The sequence below is a fragment of the Paracoccus broussonetiae genome (assembly GCF_031854425.1).
Taxonomy (GTDB): Bacteria; Pseudomonadota; Alphaproteobacteria; order Rhodobacterales; family Rhodobacteraceae; genus Paracoccus; species Paracoccus broussonetiae.
On record NZ_JAVRQI010000009.1, the window covers coordinates 15905 to 33879 of the forward strand.

17 protein-coding genes and 1 riboswitch are annotated in these 17975 nt (G+C 64.2%); of the genes, 9 read left to right on the forward strand and 8 right to left on the reverse strand.

Annotation, left to right across the window (positions count from 1 at the left end; genetic code table 11):
• Positions 1-10: 10 nt before the first annotated feature.
• The 5 genes from RM190_RS12445 to RM190_RS12465 form a co-directional block, all read right to left on the reverse strand.
• The gene (locus RM190_RS12445) at positions 11-1087 is read right to left on the reverse strand and encodes a branched-chain amino acid ABC transporter permease (protein WP_311759978.1); all 1077 of its coding nucleotides are present in this window, start codon (positions 1085-1087) and stop codon (positions 11-13) included.
• Positions 1088-1193: 106 nt separating this feature from the next.
• Complete coding sequence (locus RM190_RS12450) at positions 1194-2174, reverse strand: branched-chain amino acid ABC transporter permease (protein WP_311759774.1); 981 nt, start codon at positions 2172-2174, stop codon at positions 1194-1196.
• A 9-nt stretch (positions 2175-2183) separates the two neighbouring features.
• Positions 2184-2942 (reverse strand): ABC transporter ATP-binding protein, encoded by a 759-nt coding sequence (locus RM190_RS12455; RefSeq protein ID WP_311759979.1) that lies wholly within the window; start codon positions 2940-2942, stop codon positions 2184-2186.
• A 62-nt stretch (positions 2943-3004) separates the two neighbouring features.
• Positions 3005-3259 (reverse strand): hypothetical protein, encoded by a 255-nt coding sequence (locus RM190_RS12460; protein ID WP_311759775.1) that lies wholly within the window; start codon positions 3257-3259, stop codon positions 3005-3007.
• Positions 3256-5241, reverse strand: coding sequence for an AMP-binding protein (locus RM190_RS12465; RefSeq protein ID WP_311759776.1), 1986 nt, complete (start codon positions 5239-5241; stop codon positions 3256-3258). Before RM190_RS12465 ends, RM190_RS12460 begins: the two co-directional genes overlap by 4 nt.
• A gap of 120 nt (positions 5242-5361) precedes the next feature.
• On the opposite strand from RM190_RS12465, the gene RM190_RS12470 reads away from it, so the two are divergent.
• The 3 genes from RM190_RS12470 to aroQ all read left to right on the forward strand — a co-directional run bounded on the left by RM190_RS12470 (position 5362) and on the right by aroQ (position 8444).
• Entirely contained in the window at positions 5362-7230 is a 1869-nt protein-coding gene (locus RM190_RS12470; RefSeq protein ID WP_311759777.1) for a PAS-domain containing protein, read from the forward strand.
• Positions 7223-7924, forward strand: coding sequence for a response regulator transcription factor (locus tag RM190_RS12475; RefSeq protein WP_311759778.1), 702 nt, complete (start codon positions 7223-7225; stop codon positions 7922-7924). Before RM190_RS12470 ends, RM190_RS12475 begins: the two co-directional genes overlap by 8 nt.
• Before the next feature lie 79 nt (positions 7925-8003).
• Positions 8004-8444 carry a type II 3-dehydroquinate dehydratase gene (gene aroQ, locus RM190_RS12480; protein ID WP_311759779.1) on the forward strand — a complete coding sequence of 147 codons (441 nt, stop codon included), beginning with the start codon at positions 8004-8006 and terminating at the stop codon, positions 8442-8444.
• Between the two features lie 289 nt (positions 8445-8733).
• On the opposite strand, the gene RM190_RS12485 is transcribed toward aroQ, so the two are convergent.
• Entirely contained in the window at positions 8734-9363 is a 630-nt protein-coding gene (locus RM190_RS12485) for an HAD family hydrolase (protein ID WP_311759780.1), read from the reverse strand.
• A gap of 146 nt (positions 9364-9509) precedes the next feature.
• Positions 9510-9851, reverse strand: a complete 342-nt coding sequence (locus tag RM190_RS12490) for a hypothetical protein (RefSeq protein WP_311759781.1) — start codon at positions 9849-9851, stop codon at positions 9510-9512.
• Between the two features lie 71 nt (positions 9852-9922).
• Here RM190_RS12490 and RM190_RS12495 point away from each other — a divergent pair, with 71 nt between their 5' ends.
• Complete coding sequence (locus RM190_RS12495) at positions 9923-11896, forward strand: alkyl/aryl-sulfatase (protein ID WP_311759782.1); 1974 nt, start codon at positions 9923-9925, stop codon at positions 11894-11896.
• Positions 11897-11972: 76 nt separating this feature from the next.
• Here the strand turns inward: RM190_RS12495 and RM190_RS12500 are convergent, their stop codons facing one another.
• Positions 11973-13487 (reverse strand): aldehyde dehydrogenase (NADP(+)), encoded by a 1515-nt coding sequence (locus tag RM190_RS12500; protein WP_311759783.1) that lies wholly within the window; start codon positions 13485-13487, stop codon positions 11973-11975.
• Between the two features lie 138 nt (positions 13488-13625).
• Between RM190_RS12500 and RM190_RS12505 the strand changes: the two genes are divergently transcribed.
• The 5 genes from RM190_RS12505 (at position 13626) to thiS (ending at position 17975) form a co-directional block, all read left to right on the forward strand.
• Positions 13626-14792, forward strand: coding sequence for a nucleotide sugar dehydrogenase (locus tag RM190_RS12505; protein WP_311759784.1), 1167 nt, complete (start codon positions 13626-13628; stop codon positions 14790-14792).
• Entirely contained in the window at positions 14789-15787 is a 999-nt protein-coding gene (locus RM190_RS12510) for an NAD-dependent epimerase/dehydratase family protein (RefSeq protein WP_311759980.1), read from the forward strand. The genes RM190_RS12505 and RM190_RS12510 overlap by 4 nt, the downstream gene beginning before the upstream one ends.
• A 42-nt stretch (positions 15788-15829) precedes the next feature.
• A riboswitch (TPP riboswitch) is annotated at positions 15830-15934 on the forward strand.
• 70 nt (positions 15935-16004) lie between these two features.
• Entirely contained in the window at positions 16005-16820 is an 816-nt protein-coding gene (gene thiD, locus RM190_RS12515; RefSeq protein WP_311759785.1) for a bifunctional hydroxymethylpyrimidine kinase/phosphomethylpyrimidine kinase, read from the forward strand.
• Positions 16817-17794: an FAD-dependent oxidoreductase gene (locus tag RM190_RS12520; protein ID WP_311759786.1), complete on the forward strand. Its 978-nt coding sequence runs from the start codon at positions 16817-16819 to the stop codon at positions 17792-17794. The genes thiD and RM190_RS12520 overlap by 4 nt, the downstream gene beginning before the upstream one ends.
• A complete protein-coding gene (gene thiS / locus RM190_RS12525) occupies positions 17778-17975 on the forward strand; it encodes a sulfur carrier protein ThiS (RefSeq protein ID WP_311759787.1) in 198 nt (65 codons plus the stop codon). The genes RM190_RS12520 and thiS overlap by 17 nt, the downstream gene beginning before the upstream one ends.

Genomic DNA, 17975 nt, shown 5'->3' on the forward strand with positions numbered 1-17975 from the left:
GGATTCCGGTTCAGTGCGGGAACGGCCAAAGCCGCAGCTTCTCCTTCGTCAACCGCCAGAGCCGGGCAAGGCCATGCGGCTCGACGATCAGGAAGAAGATGATCAGCGCGCCGATGATCATCAGTTCGATATGAGCGGCCAGATCTGTGGGCCAGCCCAGCCGCGCGACCAGCAGGTTCTTGAGCAGCACCGGCAGCAACACCAGAAAGGCCGCACCCGCGAAGCTGCCGAAGATGCTGCCAAGCCCGCCGATGATGATCATGAAAAGGACAAGGAAGCTCTTGTTGATGCCAAAGGCTTCACTGGCTTCGGCCGCGCCCAGATAGACCGAGAAAAGCAGCGCGCCCGCGATGCCGACGAAGAAACTGGACACCGCAAAGGCCGAAAGCTTGGCGGTCAGCGGATTGACCCCGATGATCTCGGCCGCGATGTCCATGTCGCGGATCGCCATCCACTTGCGCCCGACCGTGCCCCGCGTCAGGTTCCGCGCGACCCAGGCGAGCACGACGGCAAAGACAAGGCAGGTCAGGTATTTCGCGGAAGCGGTCGTCGCGGGTCCGGTCACCGCCCAGCCCAGGATCGTACGCTCGGGCGCGTTGATCTGTCCCGAGGCGGAGTAGTTGTAAAACCACGGCACCTTGTTGAAGAGCCACACCAGGAAGAACTGCGCGGCCAAGGTCGCGACCGCCAGATAGAAGCCCTTGATCCGCAGGCTGGGCAGGCCGAACAGCATCCCGACCACGGCGGTGATCGCGCCCGCCAGCAGGATGTGGATGAATATCGGCACGCCCGGAAATGCGGTCATCAGCTTGTAGACCGCATAGGCGCCCACGGCCATGAAGCCTCCGGTGCCAAGGCTGACCTGGCCGGCATAGCCCGTCAGAATGTTCAGCCCGATCGCCGCTATGGCATAGATCAGGAATGGCACCAGAACCGCGTTGGCCCAGTAGCTGTCGATAACGAAGGGCACGACCAGAAAGGCCACGGCCAGCAGCCCGTAATAACCCCAGCGATCCAGCCGGATCGGAAAGGTCTGACCGTCGTCGCGGTAGCTTGTCTTGAAGTCACCTGCCTCGCGATAGAACATCAGCCCCTCCCGGTCGGACCGTCCCGACATTCGGGTATTTGGAAAACGATGAAACTCTCACCGTTTCGAAAATACCCAATCCCCTGCTTTCCACCCGCGGCACGCTTCAGACCCTCTCGATGATCCGCTCGCCGAACAGGCCCTGCGGCCGGAAGACGAGGAAGATGAGCGCGAGGACATAGGCGAACCAGTTCTCGGTCGCGCCGCCGACCATCGGGCCGATGAAATATTCGAACAGCTTCTCGCCCATGCCGATGATCAGCCCGCCGACAATCGCGCCGGGGATCGAGGTGAAGCCGCCCAGCATCAGCACCGGCAGCGCCTTGAGCGCGATCAGCGACAAGCTGAACTGCACCCCGGACTTGGTGCCCCACATGATGCCGGCGACCAGCGCCACGAACCCTGCAATCGACCAGACCATGATCCAGATGAACTGCAGGCTGATCCCCACCGACAGCGCGGCCTGATGGTCGTCGGCCACGGCGCGCATCGCCCGACCCTGCTTGGTATATTGCGAAAAGCCGACCAGCGCCGCGACCAATGCCGCCGCGATGACCGTCGCCCAGATGTCGAGGCGGTCGATGAAGAAGCCATAGCCGAACCACGCATTCGTCGCGGCCTCGACCCTGTCCGAGATGCCTTGCGGCAGGCCGACGTCCAGAACCTTGACGTCGGCACCCCACATCACGTCGCCCAGTCCCTCCAGGAACCAGGCGAGGCCGATCGTCGCCATGAAAAGGATGATCGGTTCCTGCCCGACAAGGTGTTTCAGGACCAGCTTCTCGACGGCTATGGCCAGACCCACCATGACCAATGCGGTCAGGGCGATGCCGATGATGGCTGGCACCGTCCAGCCGAAGCTGCTGACATGGATGCCGAAGGCCGCGTTGATCAGATGCGCAAAGGGAACCCGCCCCTCCATGATGCCGACCAGCGTCATCGCGGCGAACAAGGCCATCACGCCTTGGGCATAGTTGAAGACGCCCGAGGCCTTGTAAATCAGCACGAAGCCCAGAGCGACGAGCGAATACATCACCCCCGCCATCAGGCCGTTCAGCAGCACCTCGCTTGCATAAAGGATTTCCATCGCCGGCTCCTATTCCTGCACGACGCCCAGATAAGCGCTGATGACATCGGGATTGGCGCGAACCTCGTCCGGGGTGCCGTCTCCGATCTTGCGACCGTAATCCATCACCACCACGCGGTCCGACAGGTCCATGACTACGCCCATGTCATGTTCGATCAGCGCGATGGTCGTGCCGAATTCGTCATTCACATCCAGGATAAAGCGGCACATGTCCTCTTTCTCCTCGACATTCATGCCCGCCATGGGTTCATCCAGCAGCAGGATGCGCGGCTGCGCCGCCAGTGCGCGCGCCAGTTCGACCCGCTTTTTCAGCCCGTAAGGCAGGCGTCCCACCGGGGTCTTGCGGATGTTCTGGATCTCGAGAAAATCGATGATGCGCTCGACCTCTTCGCGGTTCTCGACCTCTTCGCGCTCGGCCCGGCCCCACCACAACGCCTGCGACCACAGCGGCGCCGTCATCATGTTCAGCCGCCCGGTCATGATGTTGTCGAGAACCGACATGCCGTCGAACAGCGCAATGTTCTGGAAGGTACGGGCGATGCCCAGCCGCGCGACCTGATAGGGCCTCATCGGCCCGCGCTTGTGGCCATCAAACCAGATCTCGCCCTGCTGGGGCACATAGAAGCCCGAGATCACGTTCAGCATCGACGACTTGCCCGCGCCGTTCGGGCCGATGATCGCGCGGATCTCTCCCTCGCGGATGTCGAAGCTGATATCCTTGATCGCCACCACCCCGCCGAAGCGCAGGGTGATGTTCTTCAGGTCCATGATGACAGGACCGCTTTGGCGCCCGACGGGCGGCGTCACGTCCTGGGCTGCGGCGGCAGGGTTCAAGTCCATATCCTTTCCAGCAGCGACAGCAGGATGTTGTAGGCAATCAGCGCCCCGCCCCACAGATGCGCCTCGCGCACCGGCAAGGATGGCCAGAGGCGCGAGATCATCAGCACGCCGAAAATGGCGCCGATGGCGCCGGCCAGGACATTGTAGACAGCCAGTGGCAGGATCGAGGCGATCAGCCAGGCCAGCAGGATCCCTGCAATGGCGAAGATGGCGGCGAAGAAATAGGCGGGCTTGTCCGAGGTCATGCTGCGATTCCCTTTGCTTTCACATCGTGAAGGGCCGGGGGGACGGTCCGGGCCTCCTCGATCCGCAGCGTCGCCCTGATCCTGCCCTTGCGGCCATCCTCATATGTGACTTCGGTTTCGGTAAAGACATTTCGCGACCCGTCATAAAGCGCTGCGATCAGGTCGGCATATTTGTCCGAGATGACCCCGCGCCGGACCTTGCGGGTCCGCGTCATTTCGCCGTCGTCCGGGTCCAGTTCCTTGTGCAGGACCAGGAAACGCGCGATCTGGCAGCTCGACAGCATCGGATCCTGCGCGACCGAGGCGTTCACCGCCTCGACATGCTCGCGGATCGCGGCATAGACCTGCGGATGCCCGGCCAGCTCCTGATAACTGGCATAGGCGATGTTGTTGCGCTCGGCCCAGTTCCCCACTGCCGCAAGGTCGATGTTGATGAAGGCCGTGCAGGCATCGCGGCCCGCGCCGAACACCACCGCCTCAAGGATGCTGGGATAGAACTTCAGCTTGTTCTCGACATATTTCGGGGCAAACATGCGGCCATCCGCCATGCGCCCGACATCCTTGGCCCGGTCGATGATGCGCAGATGGCCCGTGCCTTCCTCGAAGAAGCCGGCATCGCCCGTCGCCACCCACCCCTCGCCATCCTTGGTCGAAGCGGTGCTGTCGGGATTGTTGAAATATTCGACGAAGGTGCCGGGGCTGCGATAGAAGACCTCGCCAGACTCCGCGATCTTCAGTTCGACGCCCGGACTGGGAACGCCAACCGTATCGGCCCTGACTTCGCCGTCCGGCTGCTGGGTGATGAAGACCGAGGCCTCGGTCTGGCCGTAAAGCTGCTTCAGGTTGATCCCGAGGCTGCGGTAGAAGTCGAAGATCTCGGGGCCGATCGCCTCGCCCGCGGTATAGCCGACGCGGATGCGCGAATAGCCCAGGGTGTTCTTCAGCGGTCCATAGACCAGCACATCCCCCAACGCATAGCGCAGACGGTCAATGATGCCGACGGGGCGGCCCTCAAGAATGCCCGGACCCACGCGGCGGGCCAGCGCCATGTGGTGATCGAACAGCCAGCGCTTGACGCGGCCCGCGTCCTCCATGCGGATCATCACGCTGGTCAACTGCCCCTCGAACACGCGGGGCGGGGCGAAGAAATAGGTCGGTCCGATCTCGCGCAGGTCGGTCATCATCGTCCGCGCGCTTTCAGGGCAATTCACCGTGAAGCCCGCCCAATAGGCCTGCCCGACCGAAAAGATGAAATCGCCGACCCAGGCCATCGGCAGATAGGCCAGGATCTCCTCGCGCTCGGTCAGGTGGTCGAACCCGGCGCTGTTCTTCGAGGTCTCGATGATGTTGCGGTTCGACAGGACGACGCCCTTTGGCTTGCCGGTCGTGCCAGAGGTATAAAGCATGACGCAGGTCTGGTCATAGCCAAGGCCGGCAATGCGGGCATCAAGTTCCACCCCCAGCTGGCTTTCGGCAGCGCGCCCCTGCGCCTGAAGATCGGCCAGGGCATTCATCCGGGCATGGTCGTATTTCCGCATGCCGCGCTGGTCGGTATAGATCAGACGCTCGACCGCGGGGGCGCGTTCGCCCACCTCCAGCACCTTGTCCACCTGTTCCTGGTCGCCGCAGACAACGAAGCGCGCGCCGCAGTTACCCAGGACATAGGCCATCTCGTCGGCGACGGCGTCCTGATACAGCGGCACCGGGACCGCGCCGCACATTTGGGCCGCGACCATAGACCAGTAGTGCATTGGCCGGTTGCGCCCGATGATCGCGACATGGTCGCCGGGACGCAGGCCCAGCTTCAGCAATCCCAGCGCCAGGTCGCGGGTCTGCCCCGCCGCCTCGGCCCAGGTCCAGCTTTGCCATATTCCGAATTCCTTCTCGCGATAGGCCGGACGCGCGCCAAAGACGGCGGCATTGCGTGCCAGCAACGCGGGAATGGATTGCAACCCGGCTTCGGCCACTTGCGTGGTCTGCATGCTTCCTCCCTTGTCGTTCGGGCTCCCCTCCCGTCCGACACTTGCAGCTTACGATGCCAATCCTTGCGCCAGTTTTTCGCGAATCCTACGAATTGTTACACGCGCCCGGCAATGCTACCCATGCTTATGCTTCCCGAGGAACGGCACGCAGAACTGACCCGCTCCGGGCTGAACCTGATTCAGCAGGCGATCTCGATTTTCGATGCGGAACTGCGGCTCGCGGTGTCGAACCGGCCCTATCAGGCGATGTTCGGACTGCCCGACCGCCTGACATTGCCCGGCGCCAGTTTCGAGGACACGATCCGCTTTCTGGTCGAGCGCGGCGAATACGGCCCACAGGATGACCCCGAGGCCGCGATCCGCGAACGGGTCGATCAGGCCCGGACCTTCCAGCCCCATTACATGGAGCGAAAGCGGGCCGACCGGCGCTGGATCTCGGTCGAAGGCGCACCTTTGTCGCAGGGTGGCTGGATCGCCGTCTATACCGACATCACCCAGATCAAGCGACAGGAAGAACTGCTGCGTGCGCGCTCGGCCGAACTGTCGGAACGTGTCTTCGAAAATGCCGAACGGCTTTCCGCCGCAAACCGCGCACTGGCCGCGACCAATGCCGCGCTGGAGGAGGCCAAGCGCATCCTGACCGAATCCGAGGCCCGGACGCGGCAGGTGACGGCGATGGTCCCGGCCCATATCGCCCATATGGACCGCACCTATCGCTATACCTTCTCGAACAACCAGATCTCGGCGGTGTTCCCCGGCTCCGATGTCGCGGTGCTGGGCCGCACCGGCGAGGAGGTTCTGGGAAGCGAGACCTTTGACCGTATCCGGCCCCATATGGACCGCGCCGTCGCGGGCCAGCCGCAGGTGTTCGAAATCACGCATCCGCCCTCGGGGCGGCGCATCCGCATCGCCCTGACGCCGGACCAGACCGGGCGCGGGGCCTATGTCCTGTCGACCGACGTGAGCGCCGAGGTGCAGTCGCGCGAGGCGCTGGCCCATGCCGCCAAGCGCGCGGTTGCGGCGCAAGTCACCTCGGGCATGGCCCATGATTTCGGGAACCTGCTGACGATCATCCTGGGCCTTCAGACCCGGCTGGGGCGGTCCGGGCTTTCGGCCGGGCAGGTTGAGGACGTTCAGGCCACGCTGGCCGCGGCGCGTCGGGGGGTGACGCTTCTGGACGGCATCGCCACCCTGACCGGGCAGCGCGAACACCGCCCCCGCCCCGTGGAGTTGCGCGGCCTGCTGGATGACCTGGCCGCGATGACCCGCCCGACACTGGGCGGCGACGTCACGCTGGAGATTGCGCCCGGCCTGCCGGATACGCGCCTGATGCTGGATCCGGGCGCGCTGCAGGACGCGCTGCTGAACCTGATCCTGAACGCGCGGGACGCAATGCGGGGCCAGGGTGAGATCGTCATCGCCGGTCGCGCGGCGGGTCGCTGGCTGGAGCTGACAGTGACCGATTCCGGCCCCGGTTTCACGGATGAGGCGCTGCGCCGCGCGACCGAGCCCTTCTTTTCGACCAAGGGCGGTCAGGGATCCGGGCTGGGCCTGTCGATGGTCTATGACCAGATCAAGTTGGCGGGCGGGACGCTGCGGCTGGCCAATGCCGGGGGCGCACAGGTCACGATACGCCTGCCCTGGCGGTCGGCCCGCCCGCACCTTGTCCTGTTGGTCGAGGACGATCCCGACATCCGCGCCGCCACGCGCGAGATGCTGACGCTGCTGGGCCATGCGGTGATCGAGGCCGAAGGACTTGCCGAGGCACGCGGCCTGACCGACCTTCCCGGCGTGACCGTGATCCTGTCCGACCTGCAGCTGGGCGACGGATCGGGCACCCTGCTTGTGGAAGCCGGGCTGCCCCTGATCCTGATGACCGCACTGCCCGCGTCGGATCCGCTGCGCGCCGCGCTGCCGGGCCCGGTGCTGACCAAGCCTTTCGATGATGCGGCGCTGGCCGCGGCCCTGATGATGGTGACGGATGACTGAAGCCCCCCTGATCGCGATCCTTGACGACGAGCCCGAGATCCGGCGCCTTTTATCCGCCGCGCTGGATGAGGCGGGGTTCCGCAGCCTTTCCTTCGCCCGCGCGACCGAGTTCGAGGCCGCCTTGCGCAGGATCGAACCCGATGCCTGCCTGATCGACCTGGGCCTTCCCGATCGCGACGGATTGGCTTTGGTCCACCGGCTGGCGCGCGACTCCGGGGCGGCGATCATCATCATCTCTGGCCGAGCGCAGGTGCAGGACCGCGTGGCCGGGCTGGAACTGGGTGCGGACGATTACATTATCAAGCCCTTCGAGCCGGCCGAGGTCGTCGCCCGCATCCGCGCCCGCCTGCGTAAGCCCCAGCGCGATGCCGGGGCGGCGCGCCAGCAGCAGCGCTTCTCGGGCTGGGCGGCGGATTTCGACCGCTATACCCTGACCTCTCCCGCAGGAGAGGAGACCCCGATCAGCCATGCCGAGGCCGAGCTTCTGCGCATGTTCCTGGACAATCCTCGCCGCCTGATCTCGCGCACACAGATGCTTGAGACACTGGGCGGGACCGCGGGGGAAAGCTTCGACCGGGCGATGGATGTGCGCATCTCGCGGTTGCGCACCAAGCTGGGCGAGGATCCGAAGAACCCGCGACTGATCAAGACGATCTACGGCGCGGGCTATATCTTCCTGGCCGAACCGGGCTGATCGCGCTTGCGGCGCGGCCCGCGTGGATTATCCTTCGCGCCGAAACGGCGGGTCGGTCACCCGCGGATGCGAGGAAACCATGCCCACCGTCTATATCCTGAACGGCCCGAACCTGAACCTTCTGGGCCAGCGCCAACCCGAGATCTATGGCAGCACGACGCTGGCCGACGTGGAACGCGCCTGCACCGAACTGGGGCACGAACTGGGGATCGAGATCCGCTTCTTCCAGTCGAACCATGAAGGCGTCATCGTCGACACGATCCACGAGGCCCGGCACGAAGCGAACGCGATCGTCATCAATCCCGGCGCGCTGACCCATACCTCGGTCGCGATCCTGGATGCGCTGAACACCTTCGACGCCCCGGTGATCGAGGTCCATATCTCGAACATCCACAAGCGCGAAAGCTTCCGCCACCACTCCTATGTCAGCCTGCGGGCCGAAGGGGTGATCGCCGGGCTGGGGACGAACGGCTACCTGATGGCGCTGCGCCACATCGCTCCACTGATCGGCGCGCGCTGATCCCGCTGCACAAAAGAATTGCGCGCCTGCCACAGGAGGAGACAGGCGCGCGGATCTTGCGAAGCGAAGGATTACTGAAACATCATACTCGAAAACGGATCATACAAACGTTCACGCCGCTCTGCCGCCGGCGATGCTGAAAATGGCTTCGACCTTCCGCCCGACCCGGTTGCCGGGATGCGCTGGCATCCGCTTCGGGCGTCTGGCAAGGACAACATGCACCGCATCATGTGATGGTCCCGTGATCGGGGCGTGAAAAATCGCCCCTTTCGGGGTGAAAAATGGCCAGTCAGGCAAAAAATCCGCGTTCCGCCAGCTCTCGCTCCAGGTTTTCGGCATCCGTGAAGTGAATCGCGTCCATGCCAAGAACGCGCGCACCTTCGACATTCGCGCGGCTGTCGTCGATGAACACGCAATCCGCGGGCGACAATCCGTTGCGCTGCATCAGCAGGCGAAAGATCTCGGGCTGGGGCTTCAACTGCGCCACTTGCCCCGAGACGACGATGTCGCGAAACACGCTGGCAAGGCGGGGATGGACCTCCAGCGCCGCGGGCCAGGTTTCGGCCGCCCAGTTGGTGATCGCGAACAGCGGCACCTCGCGCGCGTTCAGCGCATCGACAATGGCCCAACTACCGGGAACGGGATTCTCGATCGTCAGGTGAAACGCGGCAAGATACCCCTCCAGCGGATCGGCCAACGGACCATGCTGCGCCCGTGCCACGGCGACTCCTTCTGCAAAGCTGCGCCCGCCATCCTGAAGCCGGTTCCAGCCCGCGAAATCGATCTGCCGCATCCAGTCTTCGGCCGCGTCGCGGGTGGTGAAGACGTCGGCAAAGGCAAGTGCCGCATCCCATTCGATCAGTACCGCCCCAAGGTCGAAGATCACGTTCCTGCCTGTCACCACACCCAACTCCTGCATTTTCAAATCCCGCCCGGCGGCCCTTGATTCTGTTCATGGACGGCACGGGGGTCAAGCGCATTGCGATGCGGTTTTTTGAGGCGCTCGGTCCCGTTTTCTGCAGGAGGAAGGAGGATATTATCCTCGGGGAAGAGAATATGACCTTATCAATCCTTCGAGATCAAAATGAGAAATACCAAAGTTCCCCAACCAGAAATTCGATTAATCTGACAATTCGACAAGACAAAAGCGACCGCGGAATCCGAAAAAATGCCCCCGAAAATGCCATTGACGTAATTGTCGGGGCCCAATTCCGCGCCTTTTTGTCGCAGTATGGCAGATACCTGCAGAATCTCTGCAAGCCCGCGTGGTTGCCCCGTCATAATGCCGCAGTTTGCCAGCGAAAGCGACAAAATTGGCAAGAAAATCAAATATCCGGGGCTCGCGCAGGTCAATCGAATAACCGTCCAAAGGCAAAGCGAAGGCGCTTGACGATATACAACCCTCATGCATCCTTCCCGCAGGGAACATGCCTCGGAGAAAGGTATGACTCACCCTCCAAACTGGAAAGGTTAGTTCGATGCAGAAGTTTCGCCTAATGCAGGCGGCAGCAATTGCTGTTGCCTTTGCGGTGCCGGCAATGGCTCAGGACAGCGACCCCCGCAAGGACGCGACCGAGGCGACGAACCAGGCCAATGCGGCGCTGCTCGATTATTTGCCCTTCGACGACAAGACCGATTTCGACGATGCCAACCGCGGAAAGCTCGCCGACCTCCCCCCGGAAATGCTGAAGACCGCGGATGGCGCGCTGATCTGGGACCCGGGTAAATACGGTTTCATCAAGGAAGGCTCCGAAGCCCCGAAAACCGTCAACCCCAGCCTTTGGCGTCAGTCGCAGCTGATCAATATCAGCGGCCTGTTCGAGGTTGTGAAGGACGGGATCTATCAGGTCCGCAACCTTGACCTGTCGAACATGACGATCATCGAGGGTGATGAGGGCATCACCATCGTCGACCCGCTGGTTTCGGCCGAAACCGCCAAGGTCGCGCTGGACCTTTATTACCAGCATCGCGGCAAGAAACCGGTCAAGGCGGTCATCTATACGCACAGCCACGTCGACCATTATGGCGGCGTCCGCGGCGTCGTGAACGAGGATGATGTCAAATCCGGCGCGGTCAAGATCTATGCGCCCGAGGGCTTCCTTGAAGCAGCCGTTGCCGAGAACGTCTTTGCCGGCAACGCGATGAGCCGCCGCGCCAGCTATATGTATGGCAACCTTCTGCCCCCCGATGAAAAAGGTCAGGTCGGCGCTGGCCTGGGCACCACGACTTCGGCCGGGACCGTCACACTGATCCCGCCGACCGACATCATCACCAAGACCGGCCAGAAGGAAACCATCGACGGCCGCACCTATGAATTCCTGATGGCGCCGGGTTCGGAAGCGCCTTCGGAAATGCTGTGGTATGTCGAGGAATACAAGGCCATCGAAGCTTCCGAGGATGCGACCCACACGCTGCACAACACCTATTCGCTGCGTGGCGCCAAGATCCGCGAACCGCTGCCGTGGTCGAAATACCTGAACGAAGCGCTGGTCATGTGGGGCGACAAGGCCGAGGTCGTCTTTGCGCAGCACCACTGGCCAACCTGGGGCAACGATAAGGTCGTCGAACTGCTTGAGAAGCAGCGCGACCTGTATCGCTACATCAACGACAGCACGCTCAACATGGTCAACAAGGGCATGACCATGCGCGAGATCGCCGAGAACTTCAAACTGCCGCCGGCGCTTGACAAGTTCTGGGCCAGCCGCGGCTATTACGGCTCGATCTATCACGACGTCGCCGCGACCTATGTGCTGTATCTGGGCTGGTTCGACGGAAACCCCTCGACCCTGCACGAATTGCAGCCGGTCGATGGCGCCAAGAAGTTCGTGGAATACATGGGCGGCGCCGATGCCGTGATGGAAAAGGCGAAGAAAGACTACGACGCCGGCAACTATCGCTGGGTCGCCGAGGTCATGAACAAGGTCGTCTTTGCCGATCCCGACAACCAGCCGGCCAAGGACCTGACCGCGGACGCTCTGGAACAGCTGGGCTATCAGGCCGAATCCGGCCCGTGGCGCAACTTCTACCTGTCGGGCGCGCAGGAACTGCGCAAGGGCGTGGCTGAACTGCCGACCCCGAACACCGCCAGCCCCGACACGATCGAGGCCATGTCGCTTGAGATGATCTTCGACTATGCCGGTGTCCGTCTTGATGCCGCGAAAGCGGGTGATGCCGCGATGAAGCTGAACTTCGACTTCGGCGAAGACGGCAAATATCTTGTGCAGCTGGAAAACGGCGTCCTGAACCACACCAAGGATATTCAGGCCGACGATGCCGCCGCGACGGTGACCCTGCCGCGTTCGGCCCTGAACAAGATCATGCTGGGCGAGGAAACCCTGGATCAGGCGACCTCCTCGGGCGAGGTCAAGGTCACGGGCGATCAGGCCAAGCTGACCGAGCTGGTCTCGTATCTCGACAAGTTCGAGTTCTGGTTCAACATCGTCACGCCGTAAGGCGCCTGGCCACGACATGCAAAGGGCCGGGATTTGCATCCCGGCCCTTCGTCTTTCCTCCGGCCCGTGCCCGCGCTCAGCGCAGGTCTTCGGGCAGCAGCTCCTCGGGGAAGCCCTGATAGCTGACCGGGCGCAGGAAGCGACGGATCGACAGGGTGCCGACCGAGGTCGCGCCGAAATTGGTCGAAGCCGGGTAAGGCCCGCCATGAACCATTGCGTCCACCACTTCCACGCCGGTCGGGAAGCCGTTGACCAGCACGCGGCCAGCCTTGCGCTCCAGCACCGGGCGCAGCTTCTGCGCGTCGGCCAGATCGCCCGCATCCATGTGGATCGTGGTCGTCAGCTGACCCTCGAAGCCCTTGGCCAGCTTCACCATTTCGTCCACCGACGAAACGCGCACGATCAGGCCAAGCGGTCCGAAGACCTCTTCACCCAGCGCGTGGTCCTGGAGATAGGCCTCGGCGGTGGTTTCATAAAGGTTCGGGTTCGCCTCGCGACCGGAGGATTCGGTGGTGTGGACCGGCGTGACCGAGTTGCGCGACTCGAAGCGTTCCTTGCCGTCGCGATAGGCTTTCGCAATGCCTTCGGTCAGCATCACCTGCGGCCCGACCTTTTCCAGTCCGGCCTTTGCGGCAGAAGTGAAGCGGTCTGCTTCCGGCCCGTCGATCACGACGGAAATGCCCGGGTTGGTGCAGAACTGGCCTGCGCCCATCGTCAGCGACCCGGCCCAGCCGGCGCCGATTTCTTCGGCCCGCGCGGCCATCGCCTGCGGCATCAGGAACATCGGGTTCACGGAACCGAGTTCCCCGAAGAAGGGGATCGGCTCGGGGCGCTGCGCGCAAAGGTCGAACAGCGCACGTCCACCACCCAGCGATCCGGTGAAACCGACGGCCTTGATGCGCGGGTGCTGGACCAGCGCCGTGCCGACATCGCGGCGGCCGCCCTGGATCAGGCTGAAGACGCCCGGATGCACGCCGCATTTGACGATCGCGGCGGCGACCGCCTCGGCAATGATCTCTCCGGTGCCGGGATGGGCCGAGTGACCCTTGACCACGACCGGGCAGCCAGCGGCCAGCGCCGCAGCGGTGTCGCCGCCCGCGGTCGAGAAGGCCAGCGGGAAGTTCGAGGCACCAAAGACCGCGACCGGTCCGATCGGACGCTCGACCAGGCGGATTTCCGGGCGCGCCGCGGGCTTGCGATCGGGCAGCGCGGCATCGACGCGGCGGTCAAGGTATTCGCCCTTGCGGATATGGTCCGCGAACAGGCGCAGCTGGCCGGTGGTGCGGCCACGCTCGCCCTGCAGGCGGCCTTCGGGCAGGCCGGTTTCCTGGGTGCCGATCTGGGTGATCGCCTCGGCGCGGGCCTCGATCTCGTCAGCAATGGTGTCCAGGAAGCGCGCGCGCTCCTCACGCGTGGAATAGCCATAGGACCAGAATGCGTCCTCGGCGGCCTCGCAGGCGCGGTTCACCAGATCGACGGTGCCGACGCTGAACGGATGGGCCGGGCCATGCGCCGGTTCCGACATGAATTGCTGGTCCGAGCCGACCCATTCGCCGGCGATCAAATGTTTACCATGGGGGGTGAAGGTCATGGGGAGGGTCCTCTCTCCTTGGGGTCGCCCCTATTTGGCATCTTGGTATACCAGTCGCAAGGCAGAGAAGGCACCTGCCGGGCTTCTGCGGCGGTAATGGCTGTGCTAGGCAAGTGAAAACAGGGGCGGAATTCGCAGATGAAGATTACCGTAGCAGGTCTGGGTTACGTCGGCATGTCGATTGCCGTCCTGCTGGCCCAGCACAACAAGGTTGTCGCACTTGATGTGAACCCGGTCCGCGTCGATCTGGTGAATGCCCGGCGCTCGCCCATCGAAGACCCGGACATCACGCAATGGCTGTCCGAAAAATCGCTGGACCTGACCGCGACCACCGATGCCACCGCGGCGCTGCAGGACGCGCATTTCGTCGTCATCGCGACGCCCACGAATTATGACAGCCGCAGCAACCATTTCGACACGTCCAGCGTCCAGAAGGTGATCGACCTTGCCCGCCGCCACGCACCCGAGGCGACGATCGTGGTAAAGTCTACCGTCCCCGTAGGCTTCGTCGACGAGATGCGGGCCGCGACCGGCTATGACGGGATCGTCTTCTCGCCCGAATTCCTGCGTGAGGGGCGTGCGCTTTACGACAACCTTCACCCCTCGCGCATCGTCGTCGGCGACCACAGCCCGGCCGCGCGGGAATTTGCCGACCTGCTGGTCCAGGGCGCGCTGCGCAAGGACATGCCCGTCCTGTTCACCGGCGCGATCGAGGCCGAGGCGATCAAGCTGTTCTCGAACACCTATCTTGCGCTGCGGGTCGCCTATTTCAATGAGCTGGACAGCTATGCCGTGTCGCGCGGACTGAACACGCGCGAGATCATCGAGGGGGTCGGCCTCGATCCCCGGATCGGGGCCCACTACAACAATCCCAGCTTCGGCTATGGCGGCTATTGCCTGCCCAAGGACACCAAGCAGCTTCTGGCCAATTACGATCAGGTGCCGCAGCAGTTGATCGCGGCGGTGGTGGAATCGAACCGCACCCGCAAGGATTTCATCGCCGACCAGATCATCGCCCGCCAGCCCAAGCTGGTCGGCGTCTATCGTCTGGTGATGAAGGCCGGCTCGGACAATTTCCGCGACAGCTCGATCCAGGGCATCATGAAGCGGATCAAGGCCAAGGGCATCCCCTGCATCGTCTATGAACCCGTGCTGGCCGAGGATCACTTCTTCCACAGCCCCGTGGTGCGCGACCTTGACGCCTTCAAGAAGCAGGTCGACCTGATCGTCACCAACCGCATGACCCCCGAACTGGCCGATGTCGAGGACAAGGTCTTTACCCGCGACCTTTACGGAGTCGACTGATGCGCGTGCTGATCACCGGCGCCGCCGGGTTCATCGGCTTTCACCTGGCCCGGCACCTGCTGGATGAGGATGCCGAAGTCATCGGCCTGGACGCCCACGATCCCTATTACGATGTGGCGCTGAAGGAATCTCGGGAAGCGCTTCTGCGCGGCGATCCACGCTTCACCGCCATCCGCGCGCGAGTCGAGGAACCGGGGCTGCTGACCTCGCTTCTGGGCGAGCACAAGCCGGATCTGGTCGTTCACCTGGCCGCGCAGGCCGGAGTGCGGCATTCGATCGAAAATCCCCGCGCCTATCTGCAGTCGAACATCGTCGGCACGTTCGAACTGCTCGAGGCGGCGCGCGCCCATCCGCCGCGACACCTGCTGCTGGCCTCGACCAGTTCCGTCTTCGGTGCGAATACCCGGATGCCCTATCGCGAGACGGACAAGGCCGATTGCCAAATGTCCTTCTATGCCGCCAGCAAGAAATCGACCGAGGCGATGGCCCACAGCTATGCGCATCTGTTCGGCCTGCCGGTGACGATGTTCCGCTTCTTCACGGTCTATGGACCTTGGGGGCGCCCCGACATGGCGCCCTGGCTTTTCACCAACGCGATCCTGCGGGGCGAACCTATCAAGGTCTTCAACCACGGGAACATGCGCCGCGACTTCACCTATGTCACCGATCTTGCCCGGGCGATCCGCCTGCTGATGGACGCGGTGCCTGGCAAGGAACCCGTCGGCCCCGAGGACAGCCTATCGCCCGTCGCCCCCTTTCGGGTCGTCAATATCGGCAATGGCGCGCCAGTCGAACTGGTCGATTTCATTGCGGCGATCGAAAAGGCGACCGGCAAGCAGGCGATCCGCCAATTGCTGCCGATGCAACCCGGTGATGTGCCCGCCACCTGGGCGGATACCACGCTGCTGCGCAGCCTGACCGGCTATGCACCCCAGACACAGGTGCCGGACGGGATGGCCGCCTATGTCGAGTGGTTCCGTTCCTATTATCGATGACCCTTGCGGGGCGCGGGCTTCGGCCCTAGGTTGACGTCACAATTTCTACACTTGGGGAGTCCCGCAACGGGGCTGAGAGGTGCCGGGCACCGACCCATCGAACCTGATCCGGGTCATGCCGGCGTAGGGAAGGGTAGAGCGCCGCGACGGGACAGCCCCGACCACGGACGCGCATATCCACCCACCAGCATGGACCGGCCGAAACGAAAGGCGGGACATGTCGCATCCCATCGCCCTGACCATCGCCGGATCCGACAGCGGGGGCGGCGCTGGCATTCAGGCGGATCTGAAAAGCTTCTCGGCGCTGGGGGTTTTCGGCGCCTCTGTGATCACAGCGATCACCGCGCAGAATACCCGCACGGTGGCAGCGGTCGAAGCCGTCAGCCCGGCGATGGTTGTCGCCCAGATCGATGCCGTTTTCGGCGATCTGGACATCCGCGCGATCAAGATCGGCATGCTGGGCGGACCGGATGTGATCACAGCCGTCGCCGAACGGCTGCGGGCGCTGCTTGAAACCAATCCGATCCCGGTCGTGCTGGACCCGGTCATGGTGGCGAAATCGGGCGATGCGCTGCTGCCCGAGGATTCGGTCGCGGCGCTCAGGGATCAGCTGATTCCTCTGGCAACGGTCCTGACCCCGAACCTTCCCGAGGCCGCGCGGTTGCTGGGCCTTGCCCCCGCCGTCACGCCCGGCCAGATGGCCGAGCAGGGCCATGCCCTGTCCCGGCTTGGCGCCGCCCACGTCCTGATGAAGGGCGGCCATGCCGAGGGCGAGACCTGCACCGACCTGCTGATCGGACCCCACCCCCTGACACTAACCGCCCCGCGTCTTGCGACACGGAACACGCATGGCACGGGATGTTCGCTTTCCTCGGGCATCGCCGCGGGCCTTGCGCAGGGCATGACCGTGCCCGAGGCCGTCACCCGCGCGCATCGCTGGCTGCAGGGTGCAATCGCGGCGGCGGATGACCTGTCCGTCGGGCTGGGTCACGGCCCGGTGCACCATTTCCACGCGCTGTGGGGGCGGTCATGACCCAGATCACCGTCCTTGGCGCCGGGGTGATGGGCCTTGCCATCGCGACCGAGCTTGCCGCCCGCGGCCATACCCCGCGCATCATCGACCCTGCTGGCGGCCCCGGCAACCATGCCTGCAGCTGGCGCGCGGGCGGGATGCTGGCCCCCTATTGCGAGGCGGAAAGCGCCGAGCCGGTGGTGGTCCGCCTTGGTCTTGATGCCGCCGACTGGTGGCAGGCGCAGGGGGTGGAGGTCACGCGTCGCGGCACGCTGGTCCTTGCACCCTCGCGCGACCGGGCCGAGCTGGACCGTTTTGCCCGCATGACGACCGAGCATCGCCCCGTCACCGGTGCCGAGATCGCCGAGCTGGAGCCAGAGCTTGCCGGGCGCTTCCCCCGCGGCCTGTTCTTCGGGACCGAGGCGCATCTGAACCCGCGCGACGCCCTTCGCGTCCTGCGCGACCGTCTGGCGGCCAGGGGCATGGTCATCCAGACCGAGGGCACCCCCACCGATCGCGTCGTCGATGCGCGCGGACTGACCGCCCGCGACGCGCTGACAGACCTGCGCGGCGTCCGGGGAGAGATGCTGGTCCTGCGCTGCCCCGAGGTGACGCTGACCCGGACCGTGCGGCTGCTTCATCCCCGCATCCCGCTTTACATCGTCCCCCGCGGCGACGGCATCTACATGATCGGGGCGACGATGCTGGAAACCGGCGGCAAGCACCGCGTCACCGCCCGCTCGGCCGTCGAGATGCTGAGCGCCGCCTATGCCCTGCATTCCGGCTTTGCCGAGGCCGAGATCATGGAGCTGGGCGCGGATGCCCGCCCCGCCTTTCCCGACAACCTGCCCCGCCTTCGGCGGCGCGGGAACACGCTTTTCGCAAACGGCCTTTACCGCCACGGCTATCTTCTGGCCCCCGCCGTGGCCCGCATGGCCGCCGAGTACCTGACCACGGGCCGGAAACCGGAGTTCATGGATGAAGATCACCCTTAACGGAGAGGCGCGCGACCTGATCGGTCCGACCGTCGCCGAGGCGCTGGCCGAAATCGGGCTGGGCGAGGCCAAGGTGGCCACCGCGCTGAACGGGGATTTCCTGCCCGCCGGTCTGCGCGCGGGCACCACGCTGAAACCGGGCGACGCGCTGGAAGTCGTCGCGCCGATGCAAGGAGGCTGA

Bases quoted from the DNA above. Each gene is read 5' to 3' on its own strand.
- RM190_RS12450 (WP_311759774.1), bottom strand. From the start codon at position 2,174: ATGGAAATCCTTTATGCAAGCGAGGTGCTGCTGAACGGCCTGATGGCG.
- RM190_RS12495 (WP_311759782.1), top strand. From the start codon at position 9,923: ATGCAGAAGTTTCGCCTAATGCAGGCGGCAGCAATTGCTGTTGCCTTT.
- RM190_RS12445 (WP_311759978.1), bottom strand. From the start codon at position 1,087: ATGTTCTATCGCGAGGCAGGTGACTTCAAGACAAGCTACCGCGACGAC.
- RM190_RS12500 (WP_311759783.1), bottom strand. From the start codon at position 13,487: ATGACCTTCACCCCCCATGGTAAACATTTGATCGCCGGCGAATGGGTC.
- thiS (WP_311759787.1), top strand. From the start codon at position 17,778: ATGAAGATCACCCTTAACGGAGAGGCGCGCGACCTGATCGGTCCGACC.
- RM190_RS12485 (WP_311759780.1), bottom strand. From the start codon at position 9,363: ATGCAGGAGTTGGGTGTGGTGACAGGCAGGAACGTGATCTTCGACCTT.
- RM190_RS12455 (WP_311759979.1), bottom strand. From the start codon at position 2,942: ATGGACCTGAAGAACATCACCCTGCGCTTCGGCGGGGTGGTGGCGATC.
- aroQ (WP_311759779.1), top strand. From the start codon at position 8,004: ATGCCCACCGTCTATATCCTGAACGGCCCGAACCTGAACCTTCTGGGC.
- RM190_RS12505 (WP_311759784.1), top strand. From the start codon at position 13,626: ATGAAGATTACCGTAGCAGGTCTGGGTTACGTCGGCATGTCGATTGCC.
- RM190_RS12460 (WP_311759775.1), bottom strand. From the start codon at position 3,259: ATGACCTCGGACAAGCCCGCCTATTTCTTCGCCGCCATCTTCGCCATT.
- thiD (WP_311759785.1), top strand. From the start codon at position 16,005: ATGTCGCATCCCATCGCCCTGACCATCGCCGGATCCGACAGCGGGGGC.
- RM190_RS12475 (WP_311759778.1), top strand. From the start codon at position 7,223: ATGACTGAAGCCCCCCTGATCGCGATCCTTGACGACGAGCCCGAGATC.
- RM190_RS12470 (WP_311759777.1), top strand. From the start codon at position 5,362: ATGCTTATGCTTCCCGAGGAACGGCACGCAGAACTGACCCGCTCCGGG.
- RM190_RS12465 (WP_311759776.1), bottom strand. From the start codon at position 5,241: ATGCAGACCACGCAAGTGGCCGAAGCCGGGTTGCAATCCATTCCCGCG.
- RM190_RS12520 (WP_311759786.1), top strand. From the start codon at position 16,817: ATGACCCAGATCACCGTCCTTGGCGCCGGGGTGATGGGCCTTGCCATC.
- RM190_RS12490 (WP_311759781.1), bottom strand. From the start codon at position 9,851: ATGAGGGTTGTATATCGTCAAGCGCCTTCGCTTTGCCTTTGGACGGTT.